Source organism: Knoellia locipacati (assembly GCF_044791685.1).
Taxonomy (GTDB): Bacteria; Actinomycetota; Actinomycetes; order Actinomycetales; family Dermatophilaceae; genus Knoellia; species Knoellia locipacati_A.
On the sequence record NZ_CP087730.1, the window covers coordinates 182,960 to 197,600 of the forward strand.

Annotated in this window: 18 protein-coding genes; 1 reads left to right on the forward strand and 17 read right to left on the reverse strand. The window is 71.8% G+C overall.

Annotation, left to right across the window (positions count from 1 at the left end; translation table 11 throughout):
• Positions 1-2 precede the first annotated feature (2 nt).
• From lepB to LL946_RS00850, 4 genes are all read right to left on the reverse strand, one after another.
• Positions 3-686, reverse strand: a complete 684-nt coding sequence (gene lepB / locus LL946_RS00835; protein ID WP_404383813.1) for a signal peptidase I — start codon at positions 684-686, stop codon at positions 3-5.
• A gap of 44 nt (positions 687-730) precedes the next feature.
• A complete protein-coding gene (gene rplS / locus LL946_RS00840; RefSeq protein ID WP_147061624.1) occupies positions 731-1,087 on the reverse strand; it encodes a 50S ribosomal protein L19 in 357 nt (118 codons plus the stop codon).
• A gap of 201 nt (positions 1,088-1,288) precedes the next feature.
• The gene (locus LL946_RS00845; protein ID WP_404383815.1) at positions 1,289-1,444 is read right to left on the reverse strand and encodes a hypothetical protein; all 156 of its coding nucleotides are present in this window, start codon (positions 1,442-1,444) and stop codon (positions 1,289-1,291) included.
• Complete coding sequence (locus LL946_RS00850; protein WP_404383817.1) at positions 1,441-1,584, reverse strand: hypothetical protein; 144 nt, start codon at positions 1,582-1,584, stop codon at positions 1,441-1,443. The genes LL946_RS00845 and LL946_RS00850 overlap by 4 nt, the downstream gene beginning before the upstream one ends.
• 57 nt (positions 1,585-1,641) lie before the next feature.
• Between LL946_RS00850 and LL946_RS00855 the strand changes: the two genes are divergently transcribed.
• Positions 1,642-2,400, forward strand: coding sequence for an ABC transporter permease (locus LL946_RS00855; protein WP_404383819.1), 759 nt, complete (start codon positions 1,642-1,644; stop codon positions 2,398-2,400).
• Between the two features lie 47 nt (positions 2,401-2,447).
• Here LL946_RS00855 and LL946_RS00860 read toward each other — a convergent pair whose 3' ends face one another.
• From LL946_RS00860 to LL946_RS00920, 13 genes are all read right to left on the reverse strand, one after another.
• Positions 2,448-3,050, reverse strand: a complete 603-nt coding sequence (locus tag LL946_RS00860) for a hypothetical protein (RefSeq protein ID WP_404383821.1) — start codon at positions 3,048-3,050, stop codon at positions 2,448-2,450.
• Positions 3,047-4,273, reverse strand: coding sequence for a tRNA (guanosine(37)-N1)-methyltransferase TrmD (gene trmD, locus LL946_RS00865; protein WP_404383823.1), 1,227 nt, complete (start codon positions 4,271-4,273; stop codon positions 3,047-3,049). The genes LL946_RS00860 and trmD overlap by 4 nt, the downstream gene beginning before the upstream one ends.
• 11 nt (positions 4,274-4,284) lie before the next feature.
• The gene (rimM, locus tag LL946_RS00870) at positions 4,285-4,833 is read right to left on the reverse strand and encodes a ribosome maturation factor RimM (protein ID WP_404383825.1); all 549 of its coding nucleotides are present in this window, start codon (positions 4,831-4,833) and stop codon (positions 4,285-4,287) included.
• Positions 4,834-4,924: 91 nt separating this feature from the next.
• Positions 4,925-5,167 (reverse strand): RNA-binding protein, encoded by a 243-nt coding sequence (locus LL946_RS00875; RefSeq protein ID WP_147061631.1) that lies wholly within the window; start codon positions 5,165-5,167, stop codon positions 4,925-4,927.
• Positions 5,168-5,169: 2 nt separating this feature from the next.
• A complete protein-coding gene (gene rpsP, locus LL946_RS00880) occupies positions 5,170-5,778 on the reverse strand; it encodes a 30S ribosomal protein S16 (RefSeq protein ID WP_404383827.1) in 609 nt (202 codons plus the stop codon).
• A gap of 304 nt (positions 5,779-6,082) precedes the next feature.
• Complete coding sequence (locus LL946_RS00885; RefSeq protein WP_404383829.1) at positions 6,083-7,057, reverse strand: aminoglycoside phosphotransferase family protein; 975 nt, start codon at positions 7,055-7,057, stop codon at positions 6,083-6,085.
• 15 nt (positions 7,058-7,072) lie between these two features.
• Positions 7,073-8,617, reverse strand: a complete 1,545-nt coding sequence (locus tag LL946_RS00890; protein WP_404383831.1) for an SDR family NAD(P)-dependent oxidoreductase — start codon at positions 8,615-8,617, stop codon at positions 7,073-7,075.
• A 71-nt stretch (positions 8,618-8,688) separates the two neighbouring features.
• A complete protein-coding gene (locus tag LL946_RS00895) occupies positions 8,689-9,699 on the reverse strand; it encodes a sulfate/molybdate ABC transporter ATP-binding protein (protein ID WP_404383833.1) in 1,011 nt (336 codons plus the stop codon).
• The gene (cysW, locus tag LL946_RS00900) at positions 9,696-10,502 is read right to left on the reverse strand and encodes a sulfate ABC transporter permease subunit CysW (RefSeq protein WP_404383835.1); all 807 of its coding nucleotides are present in this window, start codon (positions 10,500-10,502) and stop codon (positions 9,696-9,698) included. The genes LL946_RS00895 and cysW overlap by 4 nt, the downstream gene beginning before the upstream one ends.
• The gene (cysT, locus tag LL946_RS00905; protein ID WP_404383837.1) at positions 10,499-11,452 is read right to left on the reverse strand and encodes a sulfate ABC transporter permease subunit CysT; all 954 of its coding nucleotides are present in this window, start codon (positions 11,450-11,452) and stop codon (positions 10,499-10,501) included. The genes cysW and cysT overlap by 4 nt, the downstream gene beginning before the upstream one ends.
• 1 nt (position 11,453) lies before the next feature.
• Positions 11,454-12,494, reverse strand: coding sequence for a sulfate ABC transporter substrate-binding protein (locus tag LL946_RS00910; RefSeq protein ID WP_404383839.1), 1,041 nt, complete (start codon positions 12,492-12,494; stop codon positions 11,454-11,456).
• Positions 12,495-12,625: 131 nt separating this feature from the next.
• Positions 12,626-13,714 (reverse strand): amidohydrolase family protein, encoded by a 1,089-nt coding sequence (locus LL946_RS00915; RefSeq protein ID WP_404383841.1) that lies wholly within the window; start codon positions 13,712-13,714, stop codon positions 12,626-12,628.
• 98 nt (positions 13,715-13,812) lie between these two features.
• Positions 13,813-14,631 carry an alpha/beta fold hydrolase gene (locus LL946_RS00920; RefSeq protein WP_404383843.1) on the reverse strand — a complete coding sequence of 273 codons (819 nt, stop codon included), beginning with the start codon at positions 14,629-14,631 and terminating at the stop codon, positions 13,813-13,815.
• Positions 14,632-14,641 lie beyond the last annotated feature (10 nt).

A 14,641-nucleotide genomic window follows, 5' to 3' on the forward strand; every position in this document is an offset into this window, starting at 1 on the left:
TCTCAGGGCTGGGTCGTGGACGGGGTGTCTGGGGCGCCGAGCCGGTCGAGAGGCCAGATGCGCGTGACGACGGTACCGATGATCGCATCGGCAGCCACCGTCCCGTCCGTGGTCTCGGACCCGGCACCCACGTGGGTGCGCGAGTCCGTCGCCGTGGACGCGTTGTCGCTGAGCAGGAAGAGGCGGTCCGGTGGCACGGTCAGCCGGAACGGTGCCGCGGCGTCGTCGAGGCGCGGACCGACCGGCGTGCCGTCGACCCGGACCCGCCCGTCGGTGCAGCACTCGACCTCGTCGCCGCCCGTCGCGACGACGCGCCCGAGGACGGACTTCTCGCCGAGGTCGATCCCCACCGCACCCGACGCCGCTGCGAGCGCCCGGCCCACGAACCCGTCGTCGGTGTGCGTCGCCCGGTCGGGACCGGGCCACGCGGCAGTGACGTCGGCGACGACCAGGTCACCGGGCGCGGGGTCCGCGACCTTCTGCACGAGCACCCTCTCCCCCTCGGAGACCGTCGGGAACATCGAGTCGCTCGCCACGGCATACGGCTGCATGAGGAAGGCCCGCACGAGCATGACGGCGAGCACCCCGGCTGCCAGGAGCACGGGAACCGGATGGGCACGACGCGACCCGGCCACCGCCGTGGAGGCGGGGACCGGGTCGGAGTCGTGGGTGGCCGGGGCTGTCATCGAGACGATGCTAGCCGCCCGGCCGGTGTGCAGCGTGCCGCGGCTCAGCTGGCCGGGGTCTCGCGCTTCTCCTTGATCTTGGCAGCCTTGCCGCGCAGGTCGCGGAGGTAGTAGAGCTTCGCGCGACGGACGTCACCGCGGGTGACGACCTCGATGTGGTCGATGACCGGGGTGTGGAGCGGGAAGGTGCGCTCGACGCCGACGCCGAAGGAGACCTTGCGGACCGTGAAGGTCTCGCCGAGGCCGCCACCGTGGCGACGGATCACGATGCCCTTGAAGACCTGGACGCGCGAGCGCGTGCCTTCGATGACCTTGACGTGCACGTTGACGGTGTCACCGGCGCGGAACGCGGGGATGTCGTCGCGGAGGGACGCCTTGTCGATCTCGTCGAAACGCTGCATGGCTGGTTCGCTTTCTTGTGCGGTGCCACAGGTCACCCACGGGTGTGTGTTGCTTGGCTCTGATGGTGGTGCGTGCGTCGCGGCCTCATGCGCGGCGACCGAGCTGACTCGGGCGCTCTGCACTCCCCCTGTGGCGGGGGCGTTGTGCGACGGACGCAAGGAGCAAGTTTGCCAGAGCAGCGCCCTACGGCGAAATCCGCGTCAGGAGGCCCGGGTCTGCGGGGTCGACCGGCGCAGCGCGTGCGCGATCTTGACGATGACGGGGTCGACCTTGTCCTCCCCGCCGGCGAAGTCGATGAGGGCGCGGGCCGACTGGACCTGGTCGCGGGTCACCTTGACGACGTGCTTGTCCTTCACGGGGCGCCTCCCTCGCTGTCGGGGTCGTCCTCATTGTCCTCGACGTAGACGACCTCGTCCACCAGCATCCCGACGCGAAAGCGGGTGACGTCGTCGCCGTCCCCGTCGAACCGGGCGCCCGCATCGAGGACGGCGAGCACGAGTGTGTGGCACCGGGGTCCGACCGATCGTCGGCGGCGCCGCCTAGCGTGTGCCTCGTGACCATCGACCCCGGCTGGCCTGTCGCCCTGGCGTGCGTCGCGCTCCTCGCCCTCACCCTGACGATGTATGCCGTGGGTCGGCTCCCGCAGCCGGGCTCCACGCTGCTCGCGTCCGGTCGCGCCGTCGTGCAGCTGGGCGTCGCAGCGCTCGTCATCACGGCGGTCGCCCGCAACCTCGCCCTGTCGGTGCTCCTGCTGTGCGCGATGTTCGCGGTGGCGGTGTTCACGACCACGCGCCGCGTCGAGGCGGTGCCCGCATGGCCGTGGACGACGGTCGCGATGCTTGCCGGGCTGCTGCCCGTCGTCGCGATCATTCTGCTCACCCGCACCGTTCCCCTCGAGGGCATCGCGCTCATCCCGGTCGTCGGCATCGTCCTGGGCAACACGATGAACGGGCACACTCTCGTCGGGCGGCGGGCGTTCGCGGCGCTGCGCGAGGAGACGGGGCAGTACGACGCCGGCCTCTCGCTGGGGCTGACCCGCAGCCAGTCGATCGACGAGATCGTCCACCGCAGGCTGCCCGAGGCGCTCATCCCCGGCCTCGACCAGGTGCGCACGGCCGGGGTCGTGACCCTGCCGGGCGCCTTCATCGGCGTCCTGCTCGGCGGCGGGTCGCCGGCCCAGGCGGCTGCGGCGCAGGTCCTCGTGCTGCTCGGCATCATGGCGGCGCAGACGACGACAGCGGTGGTGGCGGGCCGGCTCATCGCGGCGGCGCGACTCCTGCCGGCGGACCTGCACGCCCGGCTCCGCCCCTAGGTCCCACACCTCGCGGCGTAGGCGCCTCGTTGCGTGGGACCTACCCGTCAGGCGACCGGCGACGCGCCCGGGATCGCCGTCAGGACGGCGTTGGCGTAGCGCCGGTTGCGTCCGTAGTCGAGCCACTGCAGCGGGTATGCCGGCCTCGACCACGCCGTGACCAGCCCGCGGCCGTCGTGGCCGCTCTGGATCCGCACCGTCACCGTCTCGCCCCAGCTCGCCATGGACAGCGAGCGCGTGGACACGACGGTCTGCGGGTCGGTCACGCGTGGTGGGCCGAACTTCTCGGCGGCCAGGGCGGCATACACGGCGTTCCAGACCTGGTCGGGAGGTGCGGACGTCACGACCTGACCGAAGGCTGAGGGTCCCTTGCCGGCGGGGCCCTCGTGCTTGCCCTCCTTGGCGGCCGAGATCGCCATGGGGACGGCTAGGAGCAGGAGGAAGCCGACGAGGACGAGCACCCCCAGCGCCAACCCGGACGCTCCGCCGGTCCCGGCCCAGACCACGAGTCCGAGCAGGAGCCCGAACACGCCGAGGACGCCCACGGCGGCGAGCCTGCCGATCCGGAACTGCCGCACCTGCTTCTCGTGGGCCTGTCGCAGGTCGGGCGGGTTGAGCGGGACAGGCGGCGGCACGGGGGTTGCGGTCACTCGGGCAGGGTAGCCGCGACTCGACGCTTGACGAGGTCGACGGTCCCGGGGAGCTCGCCCTCGCCGGGCCGCACGCGGTAGCCCGCCTTCTTGTACATCCGGAGGTTCTCCGTGCTCTTCGCACCGGTGTTGAGCCAGAAGGTGCGCACGTCCTCGGGAGCCAGCGACTCGGCATACGACAGCAGCGCGCGACCCAGACCTCGGCCCTGGAGGTAGGGCACGACCATGAGGCGGCCGATCTGCCAGGTCGCCTCCTGCGTGGGATGCGGTCGCACCCGCAGGGACGCGAGGAGCTGTCCGTCCCGGCGCCAGACCCGCGTGTCCCACTCCTGTATGCCGGCCCGCACCGTCTCGAGGTCCTCCTCGCCGGCGCTGAACATCCCGTAGCGGGCGAACTCCGGCGCCCAGCAGGCGCGGGTGAGGACCTGGAGGTCGGGGGCGTCGGCCGGTGTCGCCACGCGCTCCTCGAGGTCGGCGAGACCCGTCGCAGCCGCGGTCGGGGGCAGGAGGTCCGGTCGCCGCTCGGCGGTGCGTTGCACCCGCTGCTCGTGACGCCACCTCGCGATCGCCTGGTGGTTGCCGCCGAGCAGGACCTCCGGCACGGCACGACCGTCCCACTCAGCCGGCTTGGTGTAGACGGGGTACTCGAGCAGGCCGTCCTCGTGCGACTCCTCGACCAGCGACTCGGCGTTGCCGATGACACCGGGGAGCAGCCGCGCGACGGCCTCGACCATGGCGAGGACGGCGACCTCTCCACCGTTGAGGACGTAGTCGCCGAGGGAGAGGACGCGCACCGGCATCCGCTCACCGGCCCACTCGTAGACCCGCTCGTCGATGCCTTCGTAGCGACCGCAGGCGAACGCGAGCCAGGGCTCGTCGGCGAGCTCGCGGGCGATCTGCTGGCTGAACGGCTCGCCGCCCGGACCGGGGATGATGAGCGTCGGAACCGGTGCGTCCGTCGAGCCGTCGGTCGAACCGTCGGTCGCGTCGCTGCCCTCCGCCACGACGTGCTCCAGCGCCTCGGCCCACGGGCCCGGCTTCATGACCATGCCCGCGCCGCCGCCGTAGGGCGAGTCGTCCACCGTCCGGTGCCGGTCGTGGGCGAAGTCGCGCAGGTCGTGGACGTGCAGGTCGAGGAGGCCGTCGCGGCGTGCCTTGCCGATGAGCGACAGGTCGAGCGGCGCGAGGTACTCGGGGAAGATCGAGACGACGTCCAGACGCATGCCGGAGCTCCTCAGCTCTCGTCGAGGTCGAACAGGCCCGCCGGGGCGTCGACGACGACGTGCCCGGCCTCGATGTCGACCTCGGTGACGATGGCCTCGACGAAGGGCACGAGGGCCTCGCGCCCGTCGGTCAGCCGCACCTCGAGCAGGTCCTGGACCGAGCCGACGGTCAGACCGGTCACCTCGCCCAGGACGGCGCCCGACGGGTCGTGCACGGCAAGGCCGACGAGGTCGTGCTCGTACCAGCCGTCGTCGTCGTCCTCGGTGTCGTCGACCTCGTCGAGGTCGAGGAGGAGACGGGTGCCGCGCAGGGACTCGGCGCCGGTGCGGTCCGGGATCTCCTCGAACCCGAGCAGCCAGGTCTCGCGGTGCTTGCGGGCGGTGGCCAGCGTCAGCACCCGTGGGACACCCGTGCCAGGGGCGGCCTCGGTTGCGTAGACGGTGCCCGGGACGTAGCGCCGCTCCGGGTCGTCGGTGTGCGTCTGCACGGTCACCTCGCCGCGAAGCCCGTGGGGCCTGCCGATGCGGGCGACGAGCAGGGAGTCGGTGCTGCGGGCCATGGGTCAGATCCTCTCAGGCGGTCGGGCACACGAACGCGCCGCGTCCCACTCGGGGACGCGGCGCGGCGTCGGTGCTCGGTGCTGCGTCTTCTCAGCGCACCCGGTCGGTGTCGACGATGTCGATCCGGACCGGGCGACCGCCGGCGAGGGCGGTCATCACGGTGCGCAGGGCGCTGGCCGTGCGGCCGGAGCGGCCGATGACGCGACCAAGGTCGTCCGGGTGGACCCGGACCTCGATGATCTCGCCGCGACGGAGCTCCTTGCGCTTCACGGCGACGTCGTCCTTGTGGTCGACGATCCCCGTGACGAGGTGCTCCAGCGCCTCCTCGAGCATGGTCAGGCCCCTGCCTCGTCAGCCTTGGCAGCCGGGGTCGCCTCGGTGTCGGCACCCTCGGCGGGCTCCTGCGCGCTGTCGCTGGCGGCGGCGCTCGAGTCGGTGTCCGCGGCGGGGGCGACGTCGTCGGCCTTGGGGGCCTCCTCAGCCTTGGGGGCCTCCTCAGCCTTGGGGGCCTCCTCAGCCTTGGGGGCCTCCTCGGCCTTCTCCTCGGCCTTGGGTGCCTCGGCGGCCTCGTCCTTCTTGGCAGCAGCCTTCTTGCGGGCGGTGGTCGCACCCGAGGTGTCAGAACCCTCGGACTTGCCGGCAGCGGCGAGGGCGGCCTCGTAGAGGTCCTTCTTCTTCGCCTTGGGCTCGGCGACCTTGAGGGTGCCCTCGTCCATGATCTTCAGGAGGGCGGCGACGGCCTCGGTCGGCTGCGCGCCCTGCCCACGCCAGTAGTTGGCGCGGTCCATGTCGATCTCGATGAGCGACGGCTCCTGGTTGGGGTCGTACTTGCCGATCTCCTCGATCGCACGACCATCGCGCTTGGTGCGCGAGTCCATGACGACGACACGGTAGATGGCGGTGCGGATCTTGCCCATCCGCTTGAGACGAATCTTGACGGCCACGTGTGTGGTCTCGCTTCCTGTTGTGGGCACGGCCAGACCGCGGAGGGAGATCACGCGGGGTACCGAACGGCCCGGGGTAGGCATCCGGCCGACATCAGCGCCAGCCAGAAGGTGTACAGCGGTCCATTCTGCCAGACCTGCGGGAGTGGTCCCGACCACGGAAGGTGGGCGCGGATCCCACGCTCTGCGTGGGCCGGCATACCCACGTCCTTCCGGTATGCCGTCATCTCGCCTCCGTGGGCCCGTCGCGCCCCGGCTGCTGGCCCGCCGTCGCCGGGCTGGGCTTCGCGCTCGCGGTGGTGGCCTACGCCGTGGCGAGCACGCGGGTGAGGGCCGCCGGCGTGGGCACGTAGACCGCGAGCCCCTGCTCGATCTCGGCGAGGACGGACTCCCGGTGCTCCTGCGCCAGGCCCGGGTCGAGCGCGGCCCGGACCTGCGAGGCGAGGAAGTTCGTGTCGCTGCAGAGCACCATCGTGAAGTCGTCGAGGGTCTCGAGCCGACCCGGCCCGCCCGCCGCGCGGTAGGCGGCGACGGTCGCCGCGAGCCCCTCCTCATCCACCCGGTCGCCCTCGACGTGCCACTGGACGAGGACCTTCGCGAGCTCGCGATGGATGTCGGTCGGTCCCGCGTCCTCCCAGTCGATCGCCCGCAGCGAGCCGTCGGGTGCGACGAGCACGTTGTCCGGGTGGAGGTCGCGGTGCCCGATGACCACCGGTCCGCGGGAAGGGCCGGCCCTGGCGACGAGACGGGCGTGGTCCACGAGGTCGGGCAGGCGCGCCGCGAACGCCTCGGCCCACGGCTGCCCCGCACTGCGGGCCACGAGGTCGTGCCACACCTCGGCGGGCGGCATCGTGCGGTACCAGCTGCTCGTGGTCTCGGCGCTGGTCGGAGCCGCGCGGTGCAGCGAGGCGAGGAGGGTGCCGAGCGGCACCGACAGGTCGCCCGCTCCCGCGCCGACGGCCCGGCCCTCGAGCCACCGCGTGACCCGGACCTGTCCCCCGCCGAACGCCTGCGGGACGGCAACGGCATACCGGCCCGTGAGGTCGCTGACGTGCACCGGCACCTCCACCCCCGCCGCGGCGAAGTGGGCGAGGTGTGCAGCCTCGCGACGGAGGTCCTCCTCGTCGACCGTCCCGAAGGGCTGCTTGAGCGCGTAGCGGTCCACACCGACCTCGAGCAGCGAGATGCTGCCCTGGGCGCCCCTCGCGGCCGGGCTGAGCACCACCACCCCGTCGCCCAGCGCGAACGTGCCACGGACCCATTCAGCGAAGTCGTCCATGCGGCACGTCCCTCCTCACCAGGGGCTGGGTTCGAAGTCCTTGACGAAGCAGCCGTAGACGTCCTCGCCGGCCTCGCCACGCACGATCGGGTCGTAGACGCGTGCGGCACCGTCGACGAGGTCGAGCGGGGCGTGCCAGCCCTCGGCCGCGATCCGCAGCTTCTCGTGGTGCGGCCGCTCGTCGGTGATCCAGCCGGTGTCGACCGCGGTCATGAGGATGCGGTCGGTCTCGAACATCTCGCCCGAGCTCGTGCGGGTGAGCATGTTGAGGGCGGCCTTGGCCATGTTGGTGTGCGGGTGGCCGGGCCCCTTGTAGCGGCGGGAGAACTGGCCCTCCATCGCCGACACGTTGACGACGTAGGCCCGCCGCGCTCCCCCGGCGACCGCGGCCCTCAGGGACGGCCGCAGCCGTGAGATGAGGATGAAGGGCGCCGTCGAGTTGCAGAGCTGGACCTCGAGGAGCTCGAGCGGGTCGACCTCGTCGACCACCTGGGTCCAGCTGTTGTTGCGCTGGGTGTCGGGCAGGAGGCCGCCGGCATCGACCGCGGTCCCGGCGAGGTGCGCCTCGAGGCTCGCACCGCCCGCCGTGAGCGCCATCTCCGTCATCGACGCGGCGGTCCGCTGCGCCAGCGCACGGGCGGCCTCCTCCTCGGACTCCCCCTCGTGATGGGCGACCTTGGTGTCGCGCAGCGTGCCGAGGAGGTTCGCCGGGTGGGCCTCGCTGATCCGGTCGAACGTCACGAGCTCGGGGTAGCGGACGTGCTGCTCGAGCGGCACCCGCTCACCGTCGACGAGGTGCGAGTAGGAGCCGGGGCTGCGTCGCACCGTCTGGGCCGCGTTGTTGATGAGGATGTCGAGCGGGCCTGCGGCGGCGACCTCGTCGGCGAGAGCGACCACCTGGGTGGGGTCGCGCAGGTCGATGCCGACGACCTTGAGGCGGTCGATCCAGTCGGCCGAGTCCTCCTGCGCGGCGAAGCGGCGGGCGGCGTCGTGCGGGAAGCGGGTCGTGATCGTCAGGTGGGCGCCGTCGCGCAGCAGCATGAGCGCGATGTACATGCCGATCTTGGCCCGGCCACCGGTGAGCAGGGCGCGCTTGCCGGTGAGGTCGGCCCGCTGCTCGCGCTTGACGTGGCTCTTGGCCGCACACGTCGGGCAGAGCCAGTGGTAGAACGCGTCGACCGTCGTGTAGTCGGCCTTGCAGATGTAGCAGCCACGCGGCTTCATGAGCTCGCCGGCGGTCGTGCCGACCGGGGGAACCTCGAGCAGGATGCCCTTGGTCTCGTCGTCGATGCGCATGGGTGAGCCGGTCGCGGTCTGCGCGAGGATCGCCTCGTCGTGGTCGATCTGCGGCTGCTTGGCCTCGCGGCGGCGGGCCTTGCGCACCTGCTTGTACATGCGCCCGGTCGCCCGCTTGATGGTCTGGATGTCCGGGTGGTCGCCGTGGAGCTCGGGCAGCTGGGCGAGGACCCGCAGCGCGGTGGCCAGGTCGTCGGGGTCGACACCGGGACCGACGTCGTCGGGGGTCGCGTCGGCCGGTCCGGACGGGTGCTGCTCATCCACAGGCGCATTGTGTCCCACCGGGAGCCACGCGCCGAATCGACTCCGGGGGCGACCCGACGACCCCGCGTGCGTCAGATCGCGAGCGCGGGTTCGGTCTCCGCGGGGTTGGCCCGCTCGACGGTGTGGGCGAAGACGGTGTCGCCAGCCTCGAGGGCCAGGGCGTCGGCCTCGGCACGGGTCACCTGCGCGGCGAACCGCTCCCCCGAGTCGGCCCTGAGGTCGACCCGCACCTCGAAGCCGAGCCGGACGACCCGCTCGACCCGCGCCTCGAGGACGCCGGGCGACCCGCCGACGCGCTCGTCGAGCTGGAGCGCGCGCTCCCTGCTGCGGTGCAGCGCGATGTCGTGCGGGCGCACGAGCTGCCCTCCGAGCCGGGCCACCGAGCCAAGGAACGACATGACGAAGTCGTTGGCCGGCCGGTCGTAGAGCGAGACGGGGTCGCCCACCTGCTCGATCGCGCCCTTGTTGAGCACGGCGATGCGGTCGGCGACGTCGAGCGCCTCCTCCTGGTCGTGCGTGACGAGCACCGTCGTCACGTGCACCTCGTCGTGGAGGCGACGCAGCCACTGGCGCAGGTCGGCGCGGACCTTGGCGTCGAGGGCACCGAAGGGCTCGTCCAGGAGCAGCACCTCTGGGTCGACGGCCAGGGCACGGGCCAGCGCCATCCGCTGACGCTGCCCGCCGGACAGCTGGGCGGGGTAGCGGCGCTGGAAGCCGTCGAGCCCGACGATCTCGAGCAGGTCGTCGACCTTGCGGGCGATCTCTGCCTTGGGGCGCTTGCGGATCGTCAGGCCGAACGCGACGTTGTCGCGCACGGTCATGTGCTTGAAGGCGGCGTAGTGCTGGAAGACGAACCCGATCCCGCGCTTCTGCGGAGGTATGCCGGTCACGTCCGTCCCGCCGATGACGATCCGTCCGCCGTCGAGGCCTTCCAGGCCGGCGATGGCGCGCAGGAGCGTGGACTTGCCCGAGCCGCTGGGGCCGAGGAGGGCGGTGAGGCTCCCTGCAGGGATGTCGAGGGAGACCTCGTCGAGGGCGACGAAGTCGCCGTAGGTCTTGCGGGCTCCGGTGACGCTGATCATCGTGTGCTCCTCTTGCGGTCGAGCAGGGTCATCCCCAGCAACGTCGCGACGGCGAGGCCCATGAGGAGGGTCGCGGCGGCATACGCGCCGTAGGTGTTGTGGTCGTCGATGTAGCGCGAGTGGACGAGCAGGGTGAGCGTCTGGGAGACGCCCGGGAAGCCGGAGCTCACCATGATCACGGCGCCGAACTCCCCCAGGGCGCGAGCGATGGTGAGGACCACGCCGTACGTGAGGCCCCACCGGATCGCGGGCAGCGTGATCCGCCAGAAGGTCTGCCACGAGCTGGCGCCGAGCGTCGCCGCCGCCTGCTCCTGCTCGGTGCCGATCTCGTGCAGCACGGGCTCGACCTCCCGCACGACGAAGGGCAGCGTGACGAAGAGCGTCGCGAGCACCATGCCGGGCAGGCCGAAGATCACCTGGAAGCCGAGCCCCTCGACGCCACCGAACCAGCCACCGGCCCCCCACAGCAGGATGAGCGCGACTCCGACGACGATCGGCGAGACCGCGAACGGGAGGTCGACGACGGCCTGCAGCACTCCCCTGCCGCGGAAGCGCCCGCGCACGAGGGCCAGCGCCGTGGCCACGCCAAAGACGACGTTGAGCGGCACCACGATCGCGACGATGAGCAGCGACAGGTTGAGCGCCGAGATCGCTGCGGGAGTCCGGACCGACTCGACGAACGCCCCGACTCCGGGCTCGAACGTGCGCCAGAGGATGAGGACGATGGGCACGGCGACGAGCACGAAGAGGTAGGCCAGGGCGACGGTGCGCAGTCCCAGCCGCGCGGCGGTCGAGGTCCTCATGCCGCCTCCTCCTCGCGGCGGAGCGACCGCCCCGCGAACCAGCGGAGCAGGGCGAGCGTGACGAAGGCGATCGCAAGCAGCGCCACGGACACCGCGGCCGCGTTGACCGGCCGGTCGATCTCGATCTGCTGCTGGATGTACTGCGAGGCCACCTGCGTCTCACGCGGGATGTTGCCGCCGATGAGGACGACCGAGCCGTACTCGCCGATGGCGCGGGCGAAGGCCAGACCGGTGCCGCTGATGACGGCGGGCATGAGCGTCGGGAGGACCACCCGCCGGAAGGTCACCCAGCTCGAGGCACCCAGCGAGGCAGATGCCTCCTCGACCTCGCGGTCGGCCTCGATGAGCACCGGCTGCACCGAACGGACGACGAAGGGCAGCGTGACGAACGCCAGCGCGACGACGACCCCGGGCTGGGTCGCGTTGAGGTGCAGGTCGATCGGGCTGTTGGGGCCGTAGAGCGAGAGCAGCACGATGCTGGCCACGATCGTCGGCAGGGCGAACGGCAGGTCGATGAGGGCGTTGACGACCCGCTTGCCCGGGAAGTCGTCGCGCACGAGCACCCAGGCGATGAGCGTCCCCATGACGGCGTTGATCAGCGCGACGACGACCGCGGCGACGAGGGTCACGCGCAGCGAGGCCAGGGCCACGGGAGCGGTCACCGCCTCCCAGAACGCCCCGGGACCCTCCTCGAACGAGGTCACGGTGAGGGCCGCCAGCGGCAGCAGGACCATGACGCTGAGCCAGAGCCCGACGACCCCGACGCCGAGAGGACGACCGAGGCGCCCGGTGCGCGAGCGACCCACCGGCCCGGGGGCTCGGTCGGGGGTGCCCGCCCCGAGCCCCCCGCCGTCCTGCGCACCGGCGACGTCGGAGACCGCCGGGGCGGCCCAGTCACGTCGCTGGTGCGCAAGGAGCTCCGGCTCGTCGCCGGTGACCGCGGTCGTCATGTCAGGACGTGGCCTTGTCGTAGATGACCGCGATCGAGCCGGTGTCCTTCTTGAACAGGGTCCCGTCGACCGTCTTCCATCCACCGAGGTCGTCGATCGTCCAGAGCTTCGTCGGCTCCGGGAAGTCGGCCGCGAACTCCTTGGCGACGCCCTCGTCGACGGGTCGGAACCCGGCCTCCGCCCAGAGCTTCTGGGCCTCGGGGGTGAAGAGGTAGTCGCGGAAGGCCGTGGCCTTCTCGACGTTCTCGCCCTTGCTGAGCACGGCGACGGGGTTCTCGATCTTGAAGGTGGTCGGCGGGGTGACGTGCTCGACCGGGTCACCCTTGCGCTCGGCGAACAGGGCCTCGTTCTCGTAGCTGAGCAGCACGTCGCCGGTGCCCTGGAGGAAGGTCTCCGTCGCCTCACGGCCGGACTTGGGCTGGACCTTGACGTGCTCGCCCACGAGCTTCTCGATGAAGGCGAGCCCCGCGGCCGGGTCCTTGCCGCCCTCGCTCTTGGCGGCATACGGGGCCAGGAGGTTCCACTTCGCGGACCCGGAGCTGAACGGGTTGGGGGTGACCACCTCGACGCCGGGCTCGAGCAGGTCGTCCCAGTCGTTGATCTGCTTGGGGTTGCCCTTGCGCGTCACGATCGTCACGACCGAGCCGAACGGGACGCCCCGGTGCTCCCCGGCGTTCCAGTCGGACGCGACGAGTCCGGCCTCGACGAGCCGGGTGACGTCCGGCTCGACCGAGAAGTTCACGACGTCCGCCGCAGCGCCGGCGGCGACCTTGCGCGACTGGTCACCCGAGGCGCCGTAGGACTGCTGGAAGGTCACGCCCTTCCCCGCGTCGGTGGCGTTGAAGGCCGGGATGACCTTGTCGAAGCCGACCTTGGGCACGGCATACGCGAAGAGGTTGAGGGTGCTGGTCGACGCCTCGGCCCCACCCTCGGGCTCGGCCGCCCCTGCCGTGTCGCTCGCGCCACCACCCGCACAGGCCGACATCACCAGCGCGCCAGCGGTCGCGGCGGCGGCCAGGGCGAGGCGGGGATGACGGCTCATGGAGGACTCCTTCGATCGTCGTCCGACAGAGCTGGCCGTGCGGCCGCACTTCCTGTCGGACACCTCGAAGTTTGGATAAGCCCAAGTTATCCGTCAAACAACGTCACATTATGTCTCGCATCGTGGATGGGTCACCACGTCACGCCGCGCAGCACCACGGCGTCGGGCTCCCCCAGCACCGTGACGTCCTCACGCGGGTCACGCGGCAGGACGAGGAGGTCTGCGTCGGCGCCCTCCTCGAGTCCCGGCCGCCCGAGCCACTCGCGCGCACCCCACGTGGCGGCCGCGAGCACCTCGGTGTTGGTGAACCCGACCTTCGTCAGCTCGACGGCCTCCTGCGCGGCGAGGCCGTGGGCGATCGAGCCTCCCGCGTCGGTCCCGACATAGATGGGTATGCCGGCCTCTCGCGCCGCGCCGACCGTCTCGTAGCGACGTGCGTGCAGGTCGAGCATCCGCCGGTGGTAGTCGGGGAACTTCTCGCGTGCGGGCTCGGCGATGGCGGGGAAGGTCGCGATGTTGACGAGGGTCGGCACGATCGCGATCCCTTGGGCCGCGAAGGAGTCGATCGTGTCGGGCTCGAGGCCGGTGGCGTGCTCGATGCAGTCGGTGCCGGCGGCGGCGAAGTCTCGCAGCGAGTCGGGCCCGAAGCAGTGGGCCGTCGTGCGGGCGCCCTCCTCGTGTGCGGCGGCGATCGCCTCCGCGAGCACGTCGGCCGGCCAGCACGGCAGGAGGTCGCCCGTCTCGCGGTCGATCCAGTCGCCGACGAGCTTGACCCAGCCGTCACCGGCGCGCGCCTCGATCCGCACCCGCTCGACGAGCTGCTCGGGCTCGACCTCCCACGCGTAGTTGCGGATGTAGCGCCTGGTCCGCGCGATGTGGCGCCCGGCTCGGATGACCTTGGGCAGGTCGTCCCGCTCGTCGATCCACCGGGTGTCGGCCGGTGACCCCGCGTCGCGGATGAGGAGCGTGCCGTTGTCGCGGTCGGCCGTGGCCTGCGCCTCCGCCGTGGCGTCGTCGACGGCGCCGTGCCGGTCCAGGCCGACGTGGCAGTGGGCGTCGACCAACCCGGGGACGAACCAGCCGCGCAGGGTCCGGGCGTCGTGGCCGGCGCCGGTCGGGCGCTCGTAGGTCATCCGCCCTCCCACGACCCACGCCTCCGGACGCACGTCCTCGGGTCCGACGAGGACCTCCCCGACCAGGTGCAGCACCGATGCCGTCATGGCACCCGACCCTAACGACCCCCGCGCACTCGCAACGTCAGCGTCAACGGTCGCTAGAGCAGCCGTTCACGCTGACGTTGCGGTTGGGTGGCCGACGGTCAGGCCGGCGGGGCGGCGACGACGCGGCGCAACGCCTCGACCACGACGGCCGGTGCGTCGCTGTGCACCCAGTGCGAGGCGCCCTTGACGGTGAGCTGGCGCACGCGCGGGAAGAGCGCCCGCATCGTCGCCGCATCCTCGTCCTTGATGTAGCGCGACTCGGCGCCGGCGATCCACAGGACCGGCCCGGCATACGGCTCGACCGACCCGGCCTCGAAGGGGAAGTCCGCGATGAGCGACTCGTTCCCCTGTGCCGCGTCGGCAGCGAAGAGCTCGACGTTGGCCTGCCAGCGCCACGTCGTGCCCTCGCGGCGCAGGTTCTGGAGCAGGAACGCCTTGACGCCCGGGTCGGACTCCTCGAAGCGCCTCTCTGCGTCGGCCCGGTCCGACAGCTCGGCCAGCGGCAGCCGCCGCATCTCCTCGATGTAGCCGGTGAACCGGTCGAGGTTGCCGTAGTGCTTGGGAGCGATGTCGACGACGACGAGCCGGGCGACGAGCCCGGGATCGGTGAGCGCCAGCGTCATCGCGACCTTGCCGCCGAGCGAGTGCCCCACGACCACCCAGGGCCCCTCGTCGACGGCGCGCAGCGTGGCGGCGACGGACGCGGCATACGCCTCGTAGGAGAAGGCCTCGGTCCACGGGGAGCGACCGTGGTCCGGGAGGTCCACGAGGGTGCACCGCGCGCCCGAGCCGTCCGGTCCCGCGAGCGCCTTGGCGATCGTCGACCAGTTGCGGCCCTGCCCGAAGAGCCCGTGCAGGAACGCGATGCGCGGTCCGGCAGTCCCGACGGTCAGCGTGTGCAGCGTCTCGGCGCTCACGACCGTGAGG

Coding starts and splice junctions, on each gene's coding strand:
- lepB (WP_404383813.1), bottom strand. CDS start 686: ATGACAGCCCCGGCCACCCACGACTCCGACCCGGTCCCCGCCTCCACG.
- rplS (WP_147061624.1), bottom strand. CDS start 1,087: ATGCAGCGTTTCGACGAGATCGACAAGGCGTCCCTCCGCGACGACATC.
- trmD (WP_404383823.1), bottom strand. CDS start 4,273: ATGCGTCTGGACGTCGTCTCGATCTTCCCCGAGTACCTCGCGCCGCTC.
- rimM (WP_404383825.1), bottom strand. CDS start 4,833: ATGGCCCGCAGCACCGACTCCCTGCTCGTCGCCCGCATCGGCAGGCCC.
- LL946_RS00875 (WP_147061631.1), bottom strand. CDS start 5,167: ATGCTCGAGGAGGCGCTGGAGCACCTCGTCACGGGGATCGTCGACCAC.
- LL946_RS00885 (WP_404383829.1), bottom strand. CDS start 7,057: ATGGACGACTTCGCTGAATGGGTCCGTGGCACGTTCGCGCTGGGCGAC.
- LL946_RS00895 (WP_404383833.1), bottom strand. CDS start 9,699: ATGATCAGCGTCACCGGAGCCCGCAAGACCTACGGCGACTTCGTCGCC.
- cysW (WP_404383835.1), bottom strand. CDS start 10,502: ATGAGGACCTCGACCGCCGCGCGGCTGGGACTGCGCACCGTCGCCCTG.
- cysT (WP_404383837.1), bottom strand. CDS start 11,452: ATGACGACCGCGGTCACCGGCGACGAGCCGGAGCTCCTTGCGCACCAG.
- LL946_RS00910 (WP_404383839.1), bottom strand. CDS start 12,494: ATGAGCCGTCATCCCCGCCTCGCCCTGGCCGCCGCCGCGACCGCTGGC.
- LL946_RS00915 (WP_404383841.1), bottom strand. CDS start 13,714: ATGACGGCATCGGTGCTGCACCTGGTCGGGGAGGTCCTCGTCGGACCC.